At 71.9% G+C, this 18498-nt stretch carries 17 protein-coding genes; 12 read left to right on the forward strand and 5 right to left on the reverse strand.

Features of this window, described 5'->3' with window-relative positions; all coding sequences use genetic code 11:
* The first annotated feature begins 6 nt into the window (after positions 1-6).
* From tatC to AC1QRC_RS12610, 4 genes are read left to right on the forward strand one after another with little or no spacing between them, the layout of a single operon-like run.
* Positions 7-819, forward strand: a complete 813-nt coding sequence (gene tatC, locus AC1QRC_RS12595) for a twin-arginine translocase subunit TatC (protein ID WP_484203642.1) — start codon at positions 7-9, stop codon at positions 817-819.
* Complete coding sequence (locus AC1QRC_RS12600) at positions 816-1706, forward strand: diacylglycerol/lipid kinase family protein (protein ID WP_484203643.1); 891 nt, start codon at positions 816-818, stop codon at positions 1704-1706. Before tatC ends, AC1QRC_RS12600 begins: the two co-directional genes overlap by 4 nt.
* Before the next feature lie 14 nt (positions 1707-1720).
* A complete protein-coding gene (locus AC1QRC_RS12605; RefSeq protein WP_484203644.1) occupies positions 1721-4573 on the forward strand; it encodes a DEAD/DEAH box helicase in 2853 nt (950 codons plus the stop codon).
* A 49-nt stretch (positions 4574-4622) separates the two neighbouring features.
* Positions 4623-5168, forward strand: coding sequence for a PH domain-containing protein (locus AC1QRC_RS12610; RefSeq protein WP_484203645.1), 546 nt, complete (start codon positions 4623-4625; stop codon positions 5166-5168).
* A 3-nt stretch (positions 5169-5171) separates the two neighbouring features.
* Here the strand turns inward: AC1QRC_RS12610 and AC1QRC_RS12615 are convergent, their stop codons facing one another.
* Positions 5172-6107 (reverse strand): 5'-3' exonuclease, encoded by a 936-nt coding sequence (locus AC1QRC_RS12615; protein WP_484203646.1) that lies wholly within the window; start codon positions 6105-6107, stop codon positions 5172-5174.
* A 69-nt stretch (positions 6108-6176) separates the two neighbouring features.
* Between AC1QRC_RS12615 and AC1QRC_RS12620 the strand changes: the two genes are divergently transcribed.
* From AC1QRC_RS12620 to AC1QRC_RS12635, 4 genes are read left to right on the forward strand one after another with little or no spacing between them, the layout of a single operon-like run.
* Complete coding sequence (locus tag AC1QRC_RS12620) at positions 6177-6845, forward strand: ArsR/SmtB family transcription factor (protein WP_484203647.1); 669 nt, start codon at positions 6177-6179, stop codon at positions 6843-6845.
* On the forward strand, positions 6842-8128 hold the full coding sequence (locus AC1QRC_RS12625) for an MFS transporter (protein ID WP_484203648.1): 1287 nt from the start codon (positions 6842-6844) through the stop codon (positions 8126-8128). Before AC1QRC_RS12620 ends, AC1QRC_RS12625 begins: the two co-directional genes overlap by 4 nt.
* A gap of 13 nt (positions 8129-8141) precedes the next feature.
* Positions 8142-8534, forward strand: a complete 393-nt coding sequence (locus AC1QRC_RS12630) for a VOC family protein (RefSeq protein ID WP_484203649.1) — start codon at positions 8142-8144, stop codon at positions 8532-8534.
* A gap of 59 nt (positions 8535-8593) precedes the next feature.
* Positions 8594-9040, forward strand: a complete 447-nt coding sequence (locus AC1QRC_RS12635; RefSeq protein ID WP_484203650.1) for an Lrp/AsnC family transcriptional regulator — start codon at positions 8594-8596, stop codon at positions 9038-9040.
* Positions 9041-9106: 66 nt separating this feature from the next.
* Here the strand turns inward: AC1QRC_RS12635 and ybaK are convergent, their stop codons facing one another.
* Together ybaK and AC1QRC_RS12645 are read right to left on the reverse strand one after the other, a co-directional pair.
* Positions 9107-9604, reverse strand: a complete 498-nt coding sequence (ybaK, locus tag AC1QRC_RS12640; RefSeq protein WP_484203651.1) for a Cys-tRNA(Pro) deacylase — start codon at positions 9602-9604, stop codon at positions 9107-9109.
* Between the two features lie 177 nt (positions 9605-9781).
* A complete protein-coding gene (locus AC1QRC_RS12645) occupies positions 9782-11239 on the reverse strand; it encodes a KamA family radical SAM protein (RefSeq protein ID WP_484203652.1) in 1458 nt (485 codons plus the stop codon).
* Between the two features lie 160 nt (positions 11240-11399).
* Between AC1QRC_RS12645 and AC1QRC_RS12650 the strand changes: the two genes are divergently transcribed.
* The 4 genes from AC1QRC_RS12650 to AC1QRC_RS12665 all read left to right on the forward strand — a co-directional run bounded on the left by AC1QRC_RS12650 (position 11400) and on the right by AC1QRC_RS12665 (position 16431).
* Positions 11400-13061, forward strand: a complete 1662-nt coding sequence (locus AC1QRC_RS12650) for an amidohydrolase (RefSeq protein WP_484203653.1) — start codon at positions 11400-11402, stop codon at positions 13059-13061.
* A 438-nt stretch (positions 13062-13499) separates the two neighbouring features.
* Positions 13500-15071, forward strand: a complete 1572-nt coding sequence (gene lnt, locus AC1QRC_RS12655) for an apolipoprotein N-acyltransferase (RefSeq protein ID WP_484203654.1) — start codon at positions 13500-13502, stop codon at positions 15069-15071.
* A gap of 2 nt (positions 15072-15073) precedes the next feature.
* The gene (locus AC1QRC_RS12660; RefSeq protein ID WP_484203655.1) at positions 15074-15877 is read left to right on the forward strand and encodes a polyprenol monophosphomannose synthase; all 804 of its coding nucleotides are present in this window, start codon (positions 15074-15076) and stop codon (positions 15875-15877) included.
* Positions 15878-15924: 47 nt separating this feature from the next.
* Complete coding sequence (locus AC1QRC_RS12665; RefSeq protein ID WP_484203656.1) at positions 15925-16431, forward strand: FxsA family protein; 507 nt, start codon at positions 15925-15927, stop codon at positions 16429-16431.
* Between the two features lie 79 nt (positions 16432-16510).
* Here AC1QRC_RS12665 and AC1QRC_RS12670 read toward each other — a convergent pair whose 3' ends face one another.
* Positions 16511-16870: an RNA polymerase-binding protein RbpA gene (locus AC1QRC_RS12670; protein WP_484203657.1), complete on the reverse strand. Its 360-nt coding sequence runs from the start codon at positions 16868-16870 to the stop codon at positions 16511-16513.
* Between the two features lie 202 nt (positions 16871-17072).
* Positions 17073-18458, reverse strand: coding sequence for an MFS transporter (locus AC1QRC_RS12675; protein WP_484203658.1), 1386 nt, complete (start codon positions 18456-18458; stop codon positions 17073-17075).
* Positions 18459-18498 lie beyond the last annotated feature (40 nt).

The raw sequence follows: 18498 nt of genomic DNA on the forward strand, positions 1-18498 counted from the left end.
TCACCCGTGCCGTCGTTGCGTCGTCCCCGCCACCCCGAGGGGCGGATGTCGCTGGGGGACCACTTCCGGGAGCTGCGCAACCGCGCCCTGATCGCGGCCCTGGCCGTCCTGGTCGCCTCGGTGGTCGGGTGGATCCTCTACGACGAGCTGATCGACTTCATCCTGGAGCCGCTGCGGGAGCACGCCCGCAACCGCGGTGACAACCTGATCAACATCAACTTCGGCGGCGGTCTGACGCAGCCGTTCTCGGTGCAGCTCACCGTTGCCCTGTTCGTGGGGGTGGTGCTGGCCAGCCCGGTCTGGATCTGGCAGATCTGGGCCTTCCTGCTGCCCGGCCTGAGGCCGCGGGAGAAGCGGTTGGCGCTGGCCTACTTCCTGGTGTCGGTGCCGCTGTTCTTCGCCGGCTGCGCGCTGGCCGCGTGGGCGTTGCCGCAGACCGTCGTGGTGCTGCTCGGCTTCACGCCCGAGAACGCGGCCAACCTGACCGACGCCATGACCTACCTGCACTTCATCCTGTACTTCATCGTCGCCTTCGGCCTGGCCTTCCTGCTGCCGGTGATCATGGTCGGGCTGAACTCGCTGCGCGTGCTGCCGGTGCGGGTGATGATCAAGGGCTGGCGGATCGCCCTCGTCGGGATCCTGATCTTCGCCGCCCTCGTCACCCCCGACCCCAGCGCCTGGACGATGATCGCCCTGTCGATCCCGATGTTCGCGCTCTACTGGTGCGCCGTCGGCTTCTCGGCAATCCTGGAACGCCGCCGCCGCAAACGGGACCCGGAGTGGTTGGACACCCCGGACGACCAGGCGAGCTCGTTGTGACCCGGTATGCCGTGCTGCGCGGCCCGCGGTCCGGGCGCGGCCGGGCGGGGGAGCGGGGCGTCCGGGTTGTCCGGGCTCTGCGCGAGGCCGGTCAGCAGGTGCACGAGCTGGAGACGGCCAGCGTCGAGGAGGCACGCGCAGCGTGCCGGGTGGCGGTTGAGGAGGGGGTCCAGGTCCTCGTCGTGGTCGGTGGCGATGGTGCCGTCGGGCTGGCCGCGGGCGCCTGCCGGGGGACCGACACCGCACTCGGGATCGTCCCGGCCGGCACCGGCAACGACAACGCCCGGTCCCTCGGCGTTCCCCTGGGGCCCAGCGCCGCCATCGCCTCCCTGCTGCACGACGTGCGGCGCACGGTGGACCTCATCGAGGTGGCGCCGAGTGGCCGGATCGTCCTGGGATCGGTCCCCGCGGCGATCGATGCCCGGATCGCGGCCCGGGGCGCGACGCTGCCCAAGTGGCTCGGCCCCGCCGTCTACGCGGCGGCCACCCTGCCGGAGCTGCCGCACCTGCGGCCCCAGCCCTACCGGCTGGAGCTGGACGGGGACCGGTGGGACACCGAGGCCCTGGTCGTGGCCGCCTGCAACATGCCGGTCTATGGCGGTGGGATGCGGATCGCCCCCGACGCCGACCCCGGTGACGGGCTGCTGGACGTCGTGGTCATCGGCCGGGTGGGTGCCCGCCAGGCGGCCGGGCTGCTCGCCCGGGTGTTCTCGGGGCGTCACGTCGGGCACCCGTCCGTGCAGGTGCGCCGCGCCGCCACCGTCCGGGTCGAGGGACCCGACCTGGTCGCCTTCGGCGACGGGGACCCGGTCGGCCCGCTCCCGGTGACCTGCACGACGCTGCCCGGCGCGGTGCAGGTCGTGGTCCCGCCGGGGACCACCTCCTGACGTAGCCTGGCTCCATGTCCACCCCCGCCGAGCGGTATGCCGCTGCCCAGCGCCGGCACCGTGCGCAGGACGGACCGGTCGGCCGGTTCCGGGCCGGGCTCGGCTTCGACCTGGATGACTTCCAGGTGGAGGCCATCGAGGCCGTCGCGGACGGCAAGGGCGTGCTCGTCGCCGCTCCCACCGGCGCCGGCAAGACGATCGTCGGCGAGTTCGCCGTCGCCCTGGCCCTGGAGACCGGGCGCAAGGCCTTCTACACCACTCCCATCAAGGCGCTGTCCAACCAGAAGTACCACGATCTCGTGGCCCTGCACGGGGCCGCCAACGTCGGCCTGCTCACCGGCGACTCCTCGGTGAACGGGGAGGCGCCCGTGGTGGTGATGACCACCGAGGTGTTGCGCAACATGATGTATGCCGACTCCCGCACCCTGCGCGGGCTCGGCTACGTGGTGATGGACGAGGTGCACTACCTGGCCGATCGGTTCCGCGGGGCCGTGTGGGAGGAGGTCATCATCCACCTGCCCGAGTCGGTGCAGGTGGTCTCCCTGTCGGCCACGGTGAGCAACGCCGAGGAGTTCGGCGACTGGCTGCGGGAGGTGCGCGGCAACACCGACGTCATCGTCTCCGAGGTGCGACCCGTCCCGCTGTGGCAGCACATGATGGTGGGCAGGGAGCTGCTCGACCTCTTTGTCACGGAGGGGGAGTCGTTGCGCGCGGACCCGGCCGGTCCGCATACCGACACCCGGATCAATCCCGAGCTGCGCGAACGCATCGCGGCGACCCGTCGCTCCGACACGCCGTGGCGGCGGGAGGACCACGGCGGTCCCCGGGGTCGGCGGGGCAAGGCCAGGGGGCGGGACCGCGGGCGGGTCGAGGACGGGCGACCGGCCCGGGGCAGCCTGCCCGGTGGCGGGGCCAGCCGGGCGGAGGTCATCGAGCGGCTCGACCGGGAGGGCCTGCTGCCGGCGATCACCTTCATCTTCAGCAGGGCCGGGTGCACCGCAGCCGTCCAGCAGTTGCTCGGCCGCGGCACCCGGCTGGTCCCCGAGGACGAGGGCCGGGCGATCCGGCGGACCGTCGAGGAGCGCGTCGGGTCGACGGTGGCCGATGCCGACCTGGGGGTGCTGGGCTACCACGAGTTCGTCGAGGGGCTCTCCCGGGGGTTCGCCGCGCACCACGCGGGGATGCTGCCCCTGTTCCGCGAGATCGTCGAGGAGCTGTTCACCGCCGGGCGGATCCGGGCCGTGTTCGCCACCGAGACCCTGGCGCTGGGGATCAACATGCCGGCCCGGACCGTGGTGCTGGAGCGGCTGGTGAAGTTCAACGGCGAGGAGCACGCCCCGGTGACGCCGGCGGAGTACACCCAGCTCACGGGACGGGCAGGGCGCAGGGGGATCGACGTCGAGGGGCACGCGGTGGTGCTGCACCGGCGTGGTGTCGACCCGGCCGAGGTCGCCGGCCTCGCCTCCACCCGCACCTACCCGCTGCGGTCCTCGTTCCGGCCGACCTACAACATGGCGGTCAACCTCGTGGCCCAGTTCGGCCGGGAGCGCGCCAGGGAGTTGCTGCAGTCCTCCTTCGCCCAGTTCCAGGCCGACCGGGCGGTCGTCGGGCTGGCCACCCAGGCCCGGCGCAACGAGGAGGCGCTGGAGGGGTATGCCGGGTCGATGCGCTGTGACCGGGGCGACTTCCGCGAGTACGGCCGGATGCGCCGCGAGCTGAGCGAGGCGGAGAAGGAGGTCGGGCGGGCCCGCTCGGCCTCCCGCCGGGCCGAGGTGGCCCTCAGCCTGGAGGAACTGCGACGGGGCGAGGTGATCTCGCTGCCCTCGGGCCGCCGACGCGGCATGGCCGTCGTGCTCGCGGCACCGACCAAGCCCGGCCGGGCCCCGGAGCCGACCGTCCTGACCGGCGACGGTCAGGTGCGCCGGCTGACCGTCCACGACGTGACGGAGCCGGTGGAGCCCGTGGCGGAGCTGGCGATCCCACGGCACTTCAACCCGCGCAACACCAAGTCCCGCAAGGACCTGGCGGCGACCCTGCGCGCCAAGGTGCCGTTCGACCCGCCGCCCAACCGCCGACCCGAGCGGGTCCGCGACGGCGCGGCACGGCATACCGGTCCCGACCCGGCCGAGCAGGAGATCCAGGAGCGCATCGAGGACCTCCGGGCCCGGCTGCGGGAGCACCCGTGCCACGACTGCCCGGACCGGGAGGACCACGCCCGGTGGGCCGCACGGTGGTGGAAGCTGCGCCGGGAGACCGATGATCTGACCAGGCGGGTCGGCACCCGCACCAACACCGTCGCACGGACCTTCGACCGGATCTGCGAGCTGCTGGAGGAGCTCGGCTACCTGTCCGACGGCGGCACGGTCGTCACCGGGACGGGGCAGCGGCTACGACGGATCTACACCGAGAAGGACCTGGTCGCCGCCCAGTGCCTGGCCCAGGGGACCTGGCAGCGCCTCGACGCGCCCTCGCTGGCGGCCGCCGTGTCGATCCTGGTCCACGAGCCCCGCGGGGAGGAGACCGGCACCCCCCGGATGCCCACCGGCGACGTCACCGAGGCCTACCACGAGATGCTGGCGATCTGGTCCCGGCTGACCGACCAGGAGGGGGAGCACCGGCTGCCCCTCACCGGGGAACTGGACGCCGGCATCGCCTGGATGGTGCACCGGTGGGCCAGCGGACGGGACCTGACCGAGGTGCTGCGCGACTCCGACCTCACGGCGGGCGACTTCGTGCGCAGGGCCAAGCAGGTGGTCGATCTGCTGGGCCAGATCACCCAGGCCGCCGACGGGCACCTGGCCGACACCGCCGCGCGGGCTGCGGATGCCATGCTGCGCGGGGTGGTGGCGGCCGACCGACTCGACTGATCGGCGCCGGGTGGCCCACTCGGCGCCCGGGCGGTGGCAGGATGCAGCCATGGCGTTGAAAGACAAGCACCTCGCCGAGGGCGAGGAGATCATCCTGCGGATGCGCACCCACTGGAAGGCGCTGCTGTCGCCGATCGCGCTGCTCCTCTTCCTGATCGGCGTGGTCGTGCTGGCCTGGTGGCTGGCCCGGGACAGCGACTGGTCGATGTGGGTGCTCGCCATCGTCGGGGCCCTGGCGCTGGTCACGGCGGCGGCCTTCGTGCTGATCCCGATCTGGCGCTGGAACTCCTCGCGCTACGTGTTCACCAACCGGCGGGTCAGCCACCGGTCGGGGATCCTGACCAAGCGGGGCCGGGACATCCCGCTCTACCGGATCAACGACGTCGGGATCGAGAAGGGCCCGATCGACCGGGTGCTCGGGTGCGGCACGCTCGTGATCTCCGACGCCACCGACAAGGCCGGACTGGTGCTGCACGACGTTCCCGGGGTGGAGAACGTCCAGGTCACCCTGCAGAACCTGCTCTTCCAGCACGACGACGGCAGCGACGACGGGGAGTACCCGCCGGGCGAGCCGCGCCGGCCCCGCGGGCGCTGAGCCTCAGGGCGCGATTCGTAGCGCCTCCATGAGCCGGCGGACCGAGCCACCGATCCCGTACGCCTCGACATACTGCTGCAGGGTGCCGGGGTCGGCGAGCTCACGCGGCACGGTCACGGGGTGGTCGGGGAGCGGGGCGTCCCGGGCCACCTGCACCACGAGGGGCGCCACGTCCAGGTATGCCGAGGCCGCCTCGAGGTTCTTGCGGCGGGCACCCTTGATGGCCGGGTCGCCGTCGGCCAGGGCCTGCCGGACCCCGGCCAGGGTGCCGTAGCTGTTGATGAGGGCGGCGGCCGTCTTCTCCCCGATGCCGGCCACGCCGGGGAGCCCGTCGCTGGTGTCACCGCGCAGGCAGGCCATGTCGGCGTAAGCCTGTCCGGAGCCGACGGCATACTTCTCCCGCAGGGTTTCCTCGGTGATCAGGTCGGCGTCACGCACCCCGCCGCGGGCGGTGTAGACGACGCGGACCCCGCCGGCGTCGTCGACCAACTGGAACAGGTCCCGGTCGCCGGTCACCACGTCGATCGGCAGGGTGCCCCGGTGCCGATGCACGAGGGTGCCGATGACGTCGTCGGCCTCGTAGCCGTCCGACCCCTGCACCGCGATCCCGAACGACTCGAGCGCGCGACGGATCAGCGGCACCTGGGGCTGCAGGTCCTCCGGGGTGTCCTCGACGACCTCGCTACCCGGCAGCAGGCGGTGTGCCTTGTAGCTGGGGATCGCCTGCACCCGGAAGTCCGGGCGCCAGTCGTTGTCCCAGCAGGCCACCAGGTGGCTGGGGGAGAAGCGGGTCACCAGGGTCGCCGTCATGTCCAGCAGCCCGCGCAGCGCGTTCGTCGGGGTGCCGTCGGGAGCGGGTTGCGGGTCCTTCACCCCGTAGTAGGCCCGGAAGTAGAGCGAGGCGGTGTCCAGCAGGAGCAGGCGGTCAGACGTGGCCATGGCAGCACCCTATGCCGGGCGTCCGCAAAACCATTTTGCAAAATGACTTTGCAATACTACGGTGGTGCCGTGACCGAGTCCGAGAACGAGCAGTCCTGGCCGCCCCCGTGGTTCGACCCCGAGCGGTACGCGGTGGTCACCCCCGCGAACGTCCAGGCGCTGGCCCATCCCGTGCGGATGACGCTCCTGCGGCTGCTCCGCGAGGACGGCCCCTCCACGGCGAGCGCGCTGGGGGAGCGGATCGGCCAGTCCAGCGGGGTCACCAGCTACCACCTCAGGGTGCTGGCCGACGCCGGCCTGGTCGAGGACGACCCGGAGCGCGGCACGGGGCGGGACCGGTTCTGGCGGGTCGTGCGGGAGGGGGTGACCTTCACCTTCCGGGTGCCCGGGCAGGAGGGTGACGCCGCACAGGTCGAGGCGGCCGAGCAGTACCTGCGGATGGCGGCTCAGGTGTCCTACGAGCGGGTCCTGGGGTATGTCGACAGCCTCTCGGGTCGTCGCGAGGAGCTCCCGCACCTGCCCTGGCAACTGGGGGAGGTCTCCCTGAGCCTGAGCCGGACGGAGGCCAGGGAGCTGGCGCACCGCATCATGGGCGTCGTCGCGCAGTTCCGCCGGGACCAGGCCGGCGTGGCACGGGGCCCTGGGGCTCCGGACGAGGAGGACCGGGACGGCGACCGGGAGCGGGCAGTGTTGCAGTACCAGTTGCTGCCCGACGACCACGGACGACCGGGAGGGTGAGCCCGACCCCGGGGGACGGGCCCGTCGCGGCACCCGGCCAACGAGGGAGCCGGCGACCGCTCGGAGCGGTCCTGACGGCATACCTGGTCTCGGTGACCTGCACCGCCGTGTCCGCGATCACGCTGCCGTGGCTCGTGCTGACCACCACCGGCAGCGCCTCCCGCACCGGGCTGGTCGTCTTCGCCGAGCTGGCCCCCTACGTGCTGATGCAGGCGCTGGCGGGGCCGTGGGTCGAGCGGTTCGGGCCGCGGCGGGCGAGTCGGACCGGCAACCTGGTGGCCGGCGGGGTGCTGCTGCTCGTGCCCGCCCTGCACCTGGCCGGTCAGTTGCGGTTCGACGTCCTGCTCGGCCTGGTCGCCGTCGTCGGCGGGCTGAGGGGCGTGGCCGACTGCGGCAGCGCACCGCTGGTCCCCGGGTCGGCGCGGCGCGCCCGGGTCCCGCTGGAGCGGGCCGCGGGGCTGCACGCCAGCGTCTCCCAGGGGGGCCACCTGGTCGGGGCGCCCTTGGCCGGGGTGCTGCTCACCGTGCTCGAGCCGGCCCTGGTCCTGGCCGTCAGCGGCACCGGCATCGCCCTGGCCGGGCTCGTGGTCGCACTGGGGGTCCCGCGCGAGGTCGGCGCCGCCGCGGTGCCGGACGCGTCGGCTGGCACCACGGCATACCGCACCCGGCTGGTGCAGGGACTGGCGTTCCTGGCGAGCGAGCCGGTGCTGCGCGGCCTGGTGCTGATGATCGCGCTCACCAACCTCATTTCCATGGGGCTCTCCGGCGTGCTGTTGCCCGCGTGGGTGCGTGACCAGGAGTTGCCGGTCGCCGTCGTCGGCACGGTCGCCGGTGCGCTGGCCCTCGGTGGGCTGACCGGCAGCCTGCTGGGGTCCTGGCTCGCGCCACGGCTGCGCCGCTGGCTCACCTACTCCGTCGGCTTCCTGGTGGGCGGGCCGCCGCTGCTGCTCGTCCTCGCCCTGGGGGCGCCGGTGCCCGTGGTGGTCGCGGTCGCCGCGGCCGCCGGGCTCGCCGGCGGGGGGATCAATCCGGTCGTGGGGGCCGTGCAGTTCGAGCGGGTGCCCGAGGAGATGCTGCCGCGGGTGCTGGGCGCCATCAAGGCCGTCGCCTGGGCGGGCCTGCCCCTGGGGCCGCTGGTGGCGGGGGCCCTCACCGACCTCGTCGGGGTCCGGGTGGCGCTGCTCGCATTCGGCGCGGTCTACCTGGTGGTGGCCCTTGCCCCGTTCGTGCTGCCCTCGTTCCGGCAGATGGACCAGAGACCGGTCGAGCGCGCCTGCGGCTGACTAGGCTGGGGCCGTGCCGGGATTCCACCACGTCGAGCTCTGGGTCGCTGACCTGCCGGAGGCTGCCGGGTCCTGGGGGTGGCTGCTGTCCCGGCTGGGTTTCGAGCGGGTGCAGCAGTGGCCGGACGGGGAGTCCTGGGAGGCCGACGGGGCGTATCTGACGCTGACGACGTCGCCGAACCTGTCGGCACCCGAGCACGACCGCCGGCGTCCGGGGGTGAACCACCTAGCTTTCCGCGGCGGGTCGCCCGGGGAGGTCGACGCGATCATGGAGGCGGCGACCGGCCACGGGTGGCGCCCCCTGTATGAGGAGCGCTACCCCCACGCCGGGGGGCCGGACTACTACGCCGGGTGGCTGGAGAACGCCGCGGGATTCAAGGCCGAGGTCGTCGCCGACGCCGGCTGAGTCCGGTCACCCGGGTGTGCCACGGGCGGCCGAAGGTGCTGCCTCACTACGCTGTACCCATGGAAGCGCTCGACCGGCACATCGTCTCCCTCCTGGCCGAGGACGGGCGGATGAGTTATGCCGACCTCGGTCGGCGGACCGGACTGTCCACCTCGGCCGTCCACCAGCGCGTCAAGCGGCTGGAGGAGCGCGGCGTCATCACCGGCTACCGGGCGGTCGTGGACTTCGAGAAGGTCGGGCTCCCGCTGACCGCGCTCATCGCCCTCTCGCCGTTCGACCCCTCGGCGCCGGACGACATACCGCAGCGGTTGGAGCACCTTCCCCAGATCGACTCCTGCTGGTCCGTGGCCGGCCGGGAGAACTACGTGATCCAGGTGCGGCTGGCCAAGCCGTCGGACCTGGAGCAACTGCTGGCCGACATCCGTGCCGCGGCCAACTGTGCCAGCAGCACCACCGTCGTCCTGTCGACGCCGTGGGAGGGCCGCCCGGTCGAGCTCCCCACCTGACCAATTTTCGTAGTGACTTTGACCTCCCACCCCGCAACTTCGTAGCGGATCTGCCGGCGCGGCGACTCAGCGGGCGATGGGACAGGACACCGCGCCCGTGACCCGCATCAGGTCCTCCGGCGCGAGCTCAAGGTCGAAGCCCCGCCGACCCCCGGAGACCAACACCGTCTCGAAGTCGTGCGCCGAGGCGTCCAGGACCGTGGGCAGGGTCTTCTTCTGCCCGATGGGACTGATCCCGCCGACCACGTAGCCCGTGGCCCTCTCGGCGACCCTGGGGTCGGCCATCACGGCCCGCTTCGAGCCGAGCGCGGCCGCGACCGCCTTCAGGTCGAGTTGGCAGGCCACCGGCACGATCCCGACGCCGAGGCCGCCGTCGATCTCCACGAGCAGGGTCTTGAGCACCCGGGCCGGGTCGACGTCGAGCGCCTGCGCGGCCTCGAGACCGTAGGAGGTCGCCCCCGGATCGTGGGTGTAGGACCGCGGGACGAAGGCGATGCCGGCGCGCTGCAGCGCCACCGTGGCCGGCGTGCCGCCGGCCCGGTCCTTGGTGCGGGAGCGAGCCACGACAGCAGCGTAGCCAGCGACGTGGTTCCACCTCGGGGCACCCCGGGTGTACGAGGGACGAACGGTGGTCGACCGTTGCCCCAACCTGCGACGAAGGTCTGCCGCGCTCCCGGCAGATCCGCTACGAAAATAGGGGATCCGGGCGCAAAACCGCTACGAAAATGGGACGGGAGGGGGTCAGGAGAGCTGGGCCAGGGAGGCGTCCCGGGAGGTCTTCGCCGCGGCGGTCGCCGCCTCGTGGGTGGCCTCGGCGTCGGCGGCGCTGTGCTGGCGCCACCAGTCCTGACCGGACTGCGGCAGGGTGTAGATCGGGTCGTAGTAGACGTACTCCGCGCTGGTGACGTCGACGTCCTCGCCCTCGATGCTGGTGCGGTAGTTCTTGCGCCAGTAGGAGATGCCGCGCTCCACGTCGTACTTGTCGACCTGGTGCACCCAGCGCTTGCCGACGAACGGGACATCGCACACGATCCGCGGCGTGGCGAACCCGGGCAGGTAGCCCATGATCGAGTGCTGCAGGTGCTGCGCCTCGGCCAGGGAGAGCCGCCAGTGCTCGGCGAACGGGATCATGTCGCACATGTAGAAGTAGTAGGGCGTGATGTTGGCCACGTCGGCGAGGGCGAAGCACAGGTCGAGCAGGCCGGCCGAGGTGGAGTTGACCCCGCGCATCAGGACGCCCTGGTTGCGCACGTCGCGGATGCCCGCGTCCAGCATCGCCCGCGACGCCTGCGCCACCAGGGGCGTGACCGATTGGGCGTTGTTGACGTGGGTGTGGATCGCCAGCCCGACGCCGCGCGAGCGGGCCGTGGCCGACACCCGGGCGACCCCCTCGACGGTGTCGGGGGCCAGCCAGTGCTGCGGCAGCCCCATCAGGGCCTTGGTCGCCAGCCGGATGTCGCGGATGTTCTCGATCTCCAGCAGCTTGTCCAGGAAGACCTCGAGGTTCTTCCAGGGCATGTTGGCCACGTCGCCGCCGGAGACGACGACGTCGCGCACCGTCGGGGTCCGGCGCAGGTAGTCCAGCATCGCCTCGTGCCGGTCCATCGGCTTGCCTGCCAGTTTGAGCTTGGTGATCGTCGGCGTGGAGTTGCCGACCAGGTCCATCCTGGTGCAGTGCCCGCAGTACTGGGGGCAGGTGGGCAGCAACTCGGCCAGCACCTTGGTGGGGTAGCGGTGCGTGAGCCCCTCGGCCACCCACATGTCGTGCTCGTGCAGGGAGTCGCGGGCGCTGTACGGGTGCGAGGGCCAGTCGGTGCGCCGGTCGGAGAAGACGGGAAGCATGTAGCGGCGGACCGGGTCGGCCAGGAACGCGGCGGTGAACTCGGCACCGGCGGTGGGCATCCGCCCGTCCTCCCAGGTCATCTCGCTGACCATGGTGTTGATCATCTGCGGCGGCACCAGCATCGACATGGTGGCCCGCTCGGCCTGGTCCCGCTCGAGGTCGGCGTAGAAGTCCTCGGTGAGGAGGTCGCCCATCAGCTCGCGCAGCTGGCGCAGGTTCTTCACGCAGTGGGCCCGCTGCCACTGCACGTCCGCCCACTGCTCCTCGGTGACCTCTCGCCACCCCGGGAACCTGGTCCAGTCCGGCTCCACCAGCTGCTTCTGCTGGTACCGGTACGGCTGCTCGATCGCACTCATGGGGCCATGATACGGAGGATTTCCGGTGAAGGCATCAACACGCCGGAGATCCTCCGGTGAAAGAGCCACCAGACAGGACGTATGCCGTTCCCGAGCGAGGTGGTCGCGGTGACCGTCTCCCGGGGTCGGGACCGTCGGCGCCAGGGGGCAGACTGGTCCGGTGACAACCGCACCAGAGTCCCAGACCCCGCCGGATGACACCCCGCAGCCCGGCACCGTGCTCTTGCGCGGTGGGCGGGTGGTGTCAGCGGACGTCCCCGACGCCACCGCGCTGCTCACCGGAGGCGGTCAGGTGCTGTGGCTCGGCACGGACGAGGACGCGGCCCGGCACGTCGACGCGGCCGGAGAGGTGATCGAGCTGGACGGGGCCCTGGTCACCCCCGCCTTCGCGGACGCCCATGTGCACCTGACGATGACGGGGCAGGGACTGGACGGGGTCGACCTGTCCGCGACCCGGTCCCTGGCCGAGGCACTGCGACTCATCGAGAGTGCGGCCCGCCACACGCGGGGGCGACCGATCTATGCGCACTCCTGGGACGAGACCCGGTGGGTCGAGCGGCGTCCGGCGACGGCTGCCGAGTTGGACCGCGCGACCTACGGCGGGGTCGTCTACATGCCGCGGGTCGACGCCCATTCGGCCAGCGTCTCCTCGGCCATGGCGGCCGTCGCCCGGGTGCACGGCATGGACGGCTGGGACGGGGCTGGTGTCGTCGAGCGCGACGCCTTCGCTGCCGTGACCAACGCATTCACCTCGGGCATGACCGAGGCGGACCGGGAGCACTACCTGGACCTGGCGCTGCGCGCCGCCGCGGAGCGGGGCATCGGACTGGTCCACGAGACCGGCGCCGACCACCTGACGAGCTTCGAGGACGTGCGGGCCGTCCTGGAGGCGGGGCTGGGCGCCGGGCGGGTGGGGACGGTCGCCTACTGGGGCCGTCTCACCGACAGCGAGGAGGAGGCCCGCGAGCTGGCCCGGCACCTCGGCGTCATCGGGCTGGCCGGCGACCTGTGCGCCGACGGGTCCTTCGGGTCCCGCACGGCGCACGTCGTCGATCCCTACCTGGCCGAGGACGGCACGGCGGGGGAGCACCACGGCTACGGCTACCTGAGCGTCGAGCAGGTCCGGGAGCACGTGGTCGCCTGCACCCGTGCCGGGCTCCAGGCTGGCGGGCACGTGATCGGGGATGCGGCACTGCACACCATGGCCGAGGGATTCCGCGAGGCCGCGGAGGTCGTCGGTCGGGAGGCGGTCCGGGCCTCCCGCCACCGGTGGGAGCACGTGGAACTGCCGGACGCCGAGGTGTTGGAGACCATGGCCGACCTGGGGATCTGGGCGAGCATGCAGTCCTCCTTCGACGCCGCGTGGGGCGGCGCAGACGGCATGTATGCCGCGCGGCTGGGGGAGCGGCGGGCGCTGGCCGCCGTGCCGCTGCGCAGCATGCTGGACGCGGGTGTCCAGGTGGCCCTGGGCTCGGACAGCCCGGTGACCCCGCTGGCACCCTGGGCGGGGGTGCGCGCGGCGGCGCGTCATCACAACCCGGCCGAGCGGATCTCGATCGAGGAGGCCTTCGTGGCCCACACCCGGGCGGGATACCAGCTCGCCGGTCGACCCGGCGGGACGCTCGGGCCCGGGGCGCCGGCCACCTACGCGGTGTGGGAGGTCCCCGCGGGCACCGGTGTCCGTCAGGGCGGACTGCCCGAGGTGGCCGTCGAGGACGTTCCCGGACTGCCGTCGGCCACCCGCACCGTGGTGGACGGACACGTGGTCTTCGACCGCGAGCGGCCGTGGGGCGAGGGTCCAGGTCACGCCACTCCCAGGTGACCCGTGAGTAACACGACGGGCGGCGTGTCGGTGGCGACACGCCGATCTGTCAAAAATTGACCCTCCCGATTTGTCCGCTCCAGCGGTGCCGCTGACCTGCGAGAATGTGCGTTGTCGCAGGTCAGCGCCACGTTGACAGGTGCGTCACGACGATTAGGTTTGTCTGTCAAGTCCGCATCGCCTGCACCACCGGTAGGCGGTTGCGTGCCCTGTCCAGGAGACCGGCCGTGGCTGCTCAGCCATCTTCACCAACGGTCGTGCCCCTGGTCGGGTCCGTGTCTCAGGGACAGGTGTGGACAGCCAGGGCCCGTGCGCTTAGTAGACAACGGGGACCTGTCGTCAGCCCGGCGGCACGTCCTCGGCCCCAACAGCGCACGGGCCCTGGCTAGTCTCCGGGGCCGGTGGGGAGGATCCAGCATCCTCGCCTACGCTGACCGGGTGCCGGCCCGCCTCCTCCTCGCCCTCCTGTCGGGACTGAGCCTGTGGCTGGCCTTCCCCTCCCACGACGTGTGGCCGCTCGCCTTCGTCGGCGTCGGCGGACTCGCGCTGGCCGCGACCGGGGCGGGGGCCCTCCGCGGCTTCCTCGTGGGTTTGGTCGCCGGCCTGGCCTACTTCACCCCCCTGCTGTCCTGGTCGGGGATCTTCGTCGGCGCGCTGCCCTGGGCGGCGCTGTCCGTCCTGGAGGCGCTGTATGTCGCGGCGCTGGGCGCCGCCATCGGTGGGGTCTCCGGCCGCTCGGATCCGAGAAGCGCCCCGGTCCCGGTGCTGGCCACGGCCCTGGGCTGGGTGGTGTGTGAACTTGCCCGGGGGACGACCCCGTTCGGGGGCTTCCCGTGGGGGCGCCTGGCGTTCAGCCAGTCGGACTCGCCCGTGCTCGGGGTCGCCTCCCTGCTGGGGACACCGGGCGTCACCTTCGCGGTCGCGTTGTCCGGCGCACTGCTGGCCCGCGGCGTGCAGGAACTGGTCGTCGGTCGGCGCGGGACTCCTGCGCCACAGGCGTCCGAGAAGCGGTATGCCGTGCGCCGGGGTGGGGCCGTGGCCGCGTCCCTGGCGCTGGTCGGCGCCGGGGTGGTCGCCGTGGCCCCGGCGGCGGTTCCGCGGCCGGTCGACGGGGAGGGGATCGAGGTGCTCGGCGTCCAGGGGAACGTGCCGGAGATGACCCTGGAGTTCAACGCCCAGCGCAGGGAGGTGCTGGACCGGCACGCGAGGACGACGCTGGCGGCGGCCGATCTCGTGGCGGCCGGGGAGATCGCCCAGCCGCAGTTGGTGCTCTGGCCGGAGAACTCCTCCGACATCGACCCCCTGCGCAACGCTGACGCCGCGGAGGTGATCACCGAGGCGGTCGAGGGGATCGGTGCACCGGTCGTGGTCGGGGCCGTGCTGCGCGAGCCGGAGGACCACGTGAGCAATGCCAGCCTGCTGTGGCTTCCGGGGCAGGGCGTGGTGGACCGTTATGTCAAGCAAAGGCCCGTGCCCTTCGCGGAGTACATCCCCTACCGGGACTTCTTCCGGGTGTTCAGCGACAAGGTCGACCTGGTGGCCCGCGACTTCTTCCCGGGACAGGAGCCTGGCGTGCTGGACGTGCCACTCGAGGACGGTGACCTGGTGCTGGGGGTGGCCATCTGCTTCGAGGTGGTGGTCGATGACCTGATGCGGGAGAACGTGCTCGAGGGGGCCGAGCTGGTGCTGGTGCCCACCAACAACGCCACGTTCGGCTTCACCGACGAGTCGGTCCAGCAGTTGGCCGCCTCGCGGGTCAAGGCGGTCGAGCTGGGGCGCTCCATCGTGCACATCAGCACCGTCGGCGTCAGCGGCCTGATCACCCCGGACGGTCGCGTCCACGAGCAGACCGACCTGTTCACCCAGGACATCGTCTCCGGTGCACTGCCGCTGCGCACCGATCTCACCTGGGCCGTGCGGCTGGGCGCGTGGCCGGAGCTGGTCGCAGCCGGGGGGCTGGTCGTGGTGCTCGCGATCCGGGTCTGGGGCCCGCGCCGGGTTAGGGTCTAGGCATGAGTTCCGCCCGCGCGTCGCTGCACCGCGTCTGCGTGCTCATCCCCACCTACAACGAGCGGGAGAGCCTGCCGGGGGTGGTGGCCCGGGTGCGCGAGCACACGCCGCACGTGGACGTCCTGGTCCTGGACGACAACTCCCCGGACGGCACCGGTGACCTGGCAGCGCAGCTGTCGGACGAGGACGACCAGGTGCACGTGCTGCACCGTGCCCGCAAGGAGGGGCTGGGCCGCGCCTACCTGGCCGGGTTCGCCTGGGCGGCCGGCCACGGCTACGACGCGGTCGTGGAGATGGACGCCGACGGGTCGCACCAGCCGGAGCAGCTGCCCCGGTTGCTGGCGGCCGCGGAGTCCGCGGACGTCGTGATCGGCTCGCGGTGGGTGCCCGGTGGGGCGATCCACAACTGGCCCACGGCACGGAAGGCACTCAGCCTCGGCGGCAACCTGTACGTGCGGCTGGCCCTCGGGGTCCCGGTGCGGGATGCGACCGCCGGCTACCGGGTCTACCGCGTCGACGCGCTGCGCGAGATGGGTTTGTCCCAGGTGGCTTCCCAGGGCTATTGCTTCCAGGTGGATCTCACGCTGCGCGCGCTGGACCGGGGACTCACCGTCTCGGAGGTCCCGATCGACTTCGTGGAGCGGGCCCAGGGGCACAGCAAGATGGGCACGGACATCGTGGTGGAGGCGCTCGGCCGCGTCACCGCCTGGGGGGCTAGCCGACGCGGACGTCAGGTCGCCTCCGCCGTCGGTCGGGCCAGGGAGCGAGCCGGAGGCGGGCAGCGGTGGCACCAGCTGGCCGACTGAACGGCCGACCGCAGGCTCCCCGTCGTGCCCGGTGGGGACTGGCGGCCGTGCTCGCGGTGCCGCTCGTCGAACTCATCGTGCTGATCCTCGTCGGCCGCCAGATCGGAGTCGGCTGGACCCTGCTCGCCCTGCTGGTGTGCTGTCTGCTCGGTGCGGTGCTGGTGAAGCGGGAGAGCAGCCGGACGTGGAAGTCGCTGCGGCGGGCAGTGGACTCCGGCCGGATGCCGGGCCGTGAGCTGGCCGACGCCGCCCTGGTGCTGGTCGGGGGCCTGCTGCTGCTCTTTCCCGGGTTCGTGACCGACCTGGCCGGCCTGTTCCTGATCCTGCCGTTCACCCGGCCGCTGACCCGCACCTGGCTGGCGGCCGTGATCGGCAGCCGGGTCCTGGACGGGGTCGTGCCGGGCACCACCTACGGACCGGCTGGGGGAGCCGGGCGCTCCGGGGGCGGCACCCCCGGCGGGGCTTCCTCCGGTGACGTGATCGAGGGCGAGGTCATCGACGGGGACGTGATCGAGGGGGACATCGTCGACGAGGACCCACCTCCTGGTCGTTGAGTTATGCCCGGTCGTTGAGCTGCACCCGGACATGACAGTGCCCCGCCGCGATTCGCGGCGGGGCACTGGCGATCGTGGGTCAGGCGGTGCGCTGACGGCGCGGCTTCTCGCCACGCTTCTCGCGCAGCAGCGCCAGGCGCTCCTCGAGCAGCTCCTCGAGCTCGGGGATAGAGCGGCGCTCCAGCAGCATGTCCCAGTGGGTGCGCTGCGGCTTCACCGCCTTGGCCTCGGGCTCCGGCCCGTCGTTGAGCTTGGCGTCCAGCCCGCAGCGGCACTCCCACAGGGGCGGGATCTCGGCCTCGACGGAGAACGGCAACTCGCTGACGTGGCCGTCGGGGCAGGTGTAGCTCACGATCTGGCGCTCACTGAAGGTGACGCCCTCATCGCTCTCGAACGACAGCCAACTCAGGTTGGTGCCGCGCAACGACCTCTCGGCCATGTCGAACTCCCCTCTGCCAGGTGAACAGGGTGTAGCGGAAATGTGGACTCGTTGAGGTCAACGTCCACGTGTCTTGTGGTGTTCCCGATCCGGTGGATTTCTCGGAGCGTCGTCCTGCCGCAGCCGCCCAGCGGCGTCGGTGCAGGATCGGGAGCGTCGACCATGGTATCCAGGGTCCGCGTCCCGGGTCCACTCGTGCAGGTCAGACCACGGTTGGCTGGACGTTCCCGGCCTCGCGGATGCCCCGTCGCATGTCGACCCGGGTCAGCAGGAGGCCCCCGACGACGAAGAAGAAGATGACCGAGATGATCGCCAGCCGGTAGGACCCGGCGAACTGGTAGATGAGGCCGAACAGGAGGGTGCCGAACCAGCTGGTCCCGCGCTCCATGGCCTGGTACAGGCTGAAGAACTCCGACTCCTTGCCCCGGGGGATCAGTTGGGAGTACATCGACCGGGACAGGGCCTGGGTCCCGCCGAGGACGATCCCGATGCAGACGGCACAGATGAGCCAGACGGTGAAGGCGCCCGCGGGCACGAAGAAGGCGAAGGTCACCACTGCGGTCCACAGCACGATGCCCGCGAGGACGACCCTCTTGGCTCCGAACCGCAGGGCCGCCCGGCCGAACATGAGGGCACCACCGAAGGCGACGAACTGGACCAACAGGATGGTGACGATCATCTGACTCGCCTCGAACCCCAGCTCCCGGGTGCCGTAGAGGCTGGAGGAGGCGATCACGGTCTGGATGCCGTCGTTGAAGAACAGGTAGGCCAGCAGGAAGGTCAGGGTCACCGGGTAGTGCCGCAGCTCGCGCAGCGTGGTCATCAGTTGTCGGATGGAGCCGCCGACGACACCGGCGGACCGGTCGACCTGCACGGCCGTCGTGCCCCGGATGCGGCGCAGCCCGATCACCGGGATCAGGGTGAACACCGCCCACCACAACCCCGCCGAGAACAGGCTGAGCCGGATCGCCATCTCGTAGCTGAGGCCGATTGAGTCGTACACCGTGAGCACGACCAGGTTGATCGCCAGCAGCAGGCCACCGCCCAGGTACCCCAGGGCCCAGCCCCGGGAGGAGACTCTGTCGCGGTCGTCGGGATCAGCCACCCGGATCAGGAGGGCGTCGTAGACGACGGTGGAGGCACCCAGGCACAGGTTGCCGATCACGATGAGGACGACGCCGAGCTGCCAGTTGGTGCCGGTCAGGAAGAACATCAGCATCGCCGCCACCGACCCGGCCCAGGCCAGCCCGCCCATCAGCAGCGTCGGTCGGGACACCCGGTCAGCGATGGCCCCGACGAACAGCAGTGCGAGCGCCGAGATGATGGTCGCGGCGGTGATCGTGTAGGAGGCCACCGAGCCGACCGCGATGGGCACGCCCAAGACGCTGAGCCGTTCGGTGCAGGTCGCGCCATCGACCAGGTCGGGGCAGGCGGCTCGTTCGGCGATGGCCGTCAGGTAGGGGGCGATGAGCACCGTGCCGGTGGTCGTGACGTAGGCCGAGTTGGCCCAGTCGTACCAGCACCAGGCGCGCTGGTGGGCCCGGGTGCGTTCGTGCGAGAGGTCGGCAACCACCGCGGCGTCGGTCATGCTCGGGAGCCTGCCACACCCGGGCTCCTCGCGGGGGGCT

It is taken from the genome of Ornithinicoccus sp., assembly GCF_057176825.1.

Excerpts from the sequence above, each read along its gene's own strand:
- AC1QRC_RS12605 (WP_484203644.1), top strand. The coding sequence starts at position 1,721 with ATGTCCACCCCCGCCGAGCGGTATGCCGCTGCCCAGCGCCGGCACCGT.
- AC1QRC_RS12610 (WP_484203645.1), top strand. The coding sequence starts at position 4,623 with ATGGCGTTGAAAGACAAGCACCTCGCCGAGGGCGAGGAGATCATCCTG.
- AC1QRC_RS12615 (WP_484203646.1), bottom strand. The coding sequence starts at position 6,107 with ATGGCCACGTCTGACCGCCTGCTCCTGCTGGACACCGCCTCGCTCTAC.
- AC1QRC_RS12635 (WP_484203650.1), top strand. The coding sequence starts at position 8,594 with ATGGAAGCGCTCGACCGGCACATCGTCTCCCTCCTGGCCGAGGACGGG.
- AC1QRC_RS12645 (WP_484203652.1), bottom strand. The coding sequence starts at position 11,239 with ATGAGTGCGATCGAGCAGCCGTACCGGTACCAGCAGAAGCAGCTGGTG.
- AC1QRC_RS12660 (WP_484203655.1), top strand. The coding sequence starts at position 15,074 with ATGAGTTCCGCCCGCGCGTCGCTGCACCGCGTCTGCGTGCTCATCCCC.
- AC1QRC_RS12670 (WP_484203657.1), bottom strand. The coding sequence starts at position 16,870 with ATGGCCGAGAGGTCGTTGCGCGGCACCAACCTGAGTTGGCTGTCGTTC.
- AC1QRC_RS12675 (WP_484203658.1), bottom strand. The coding sequence starts at position 18,458 with ATGACCGACGCCGCGGTGGTTGCCGACCTCTCGCACGAACGCACCCGG.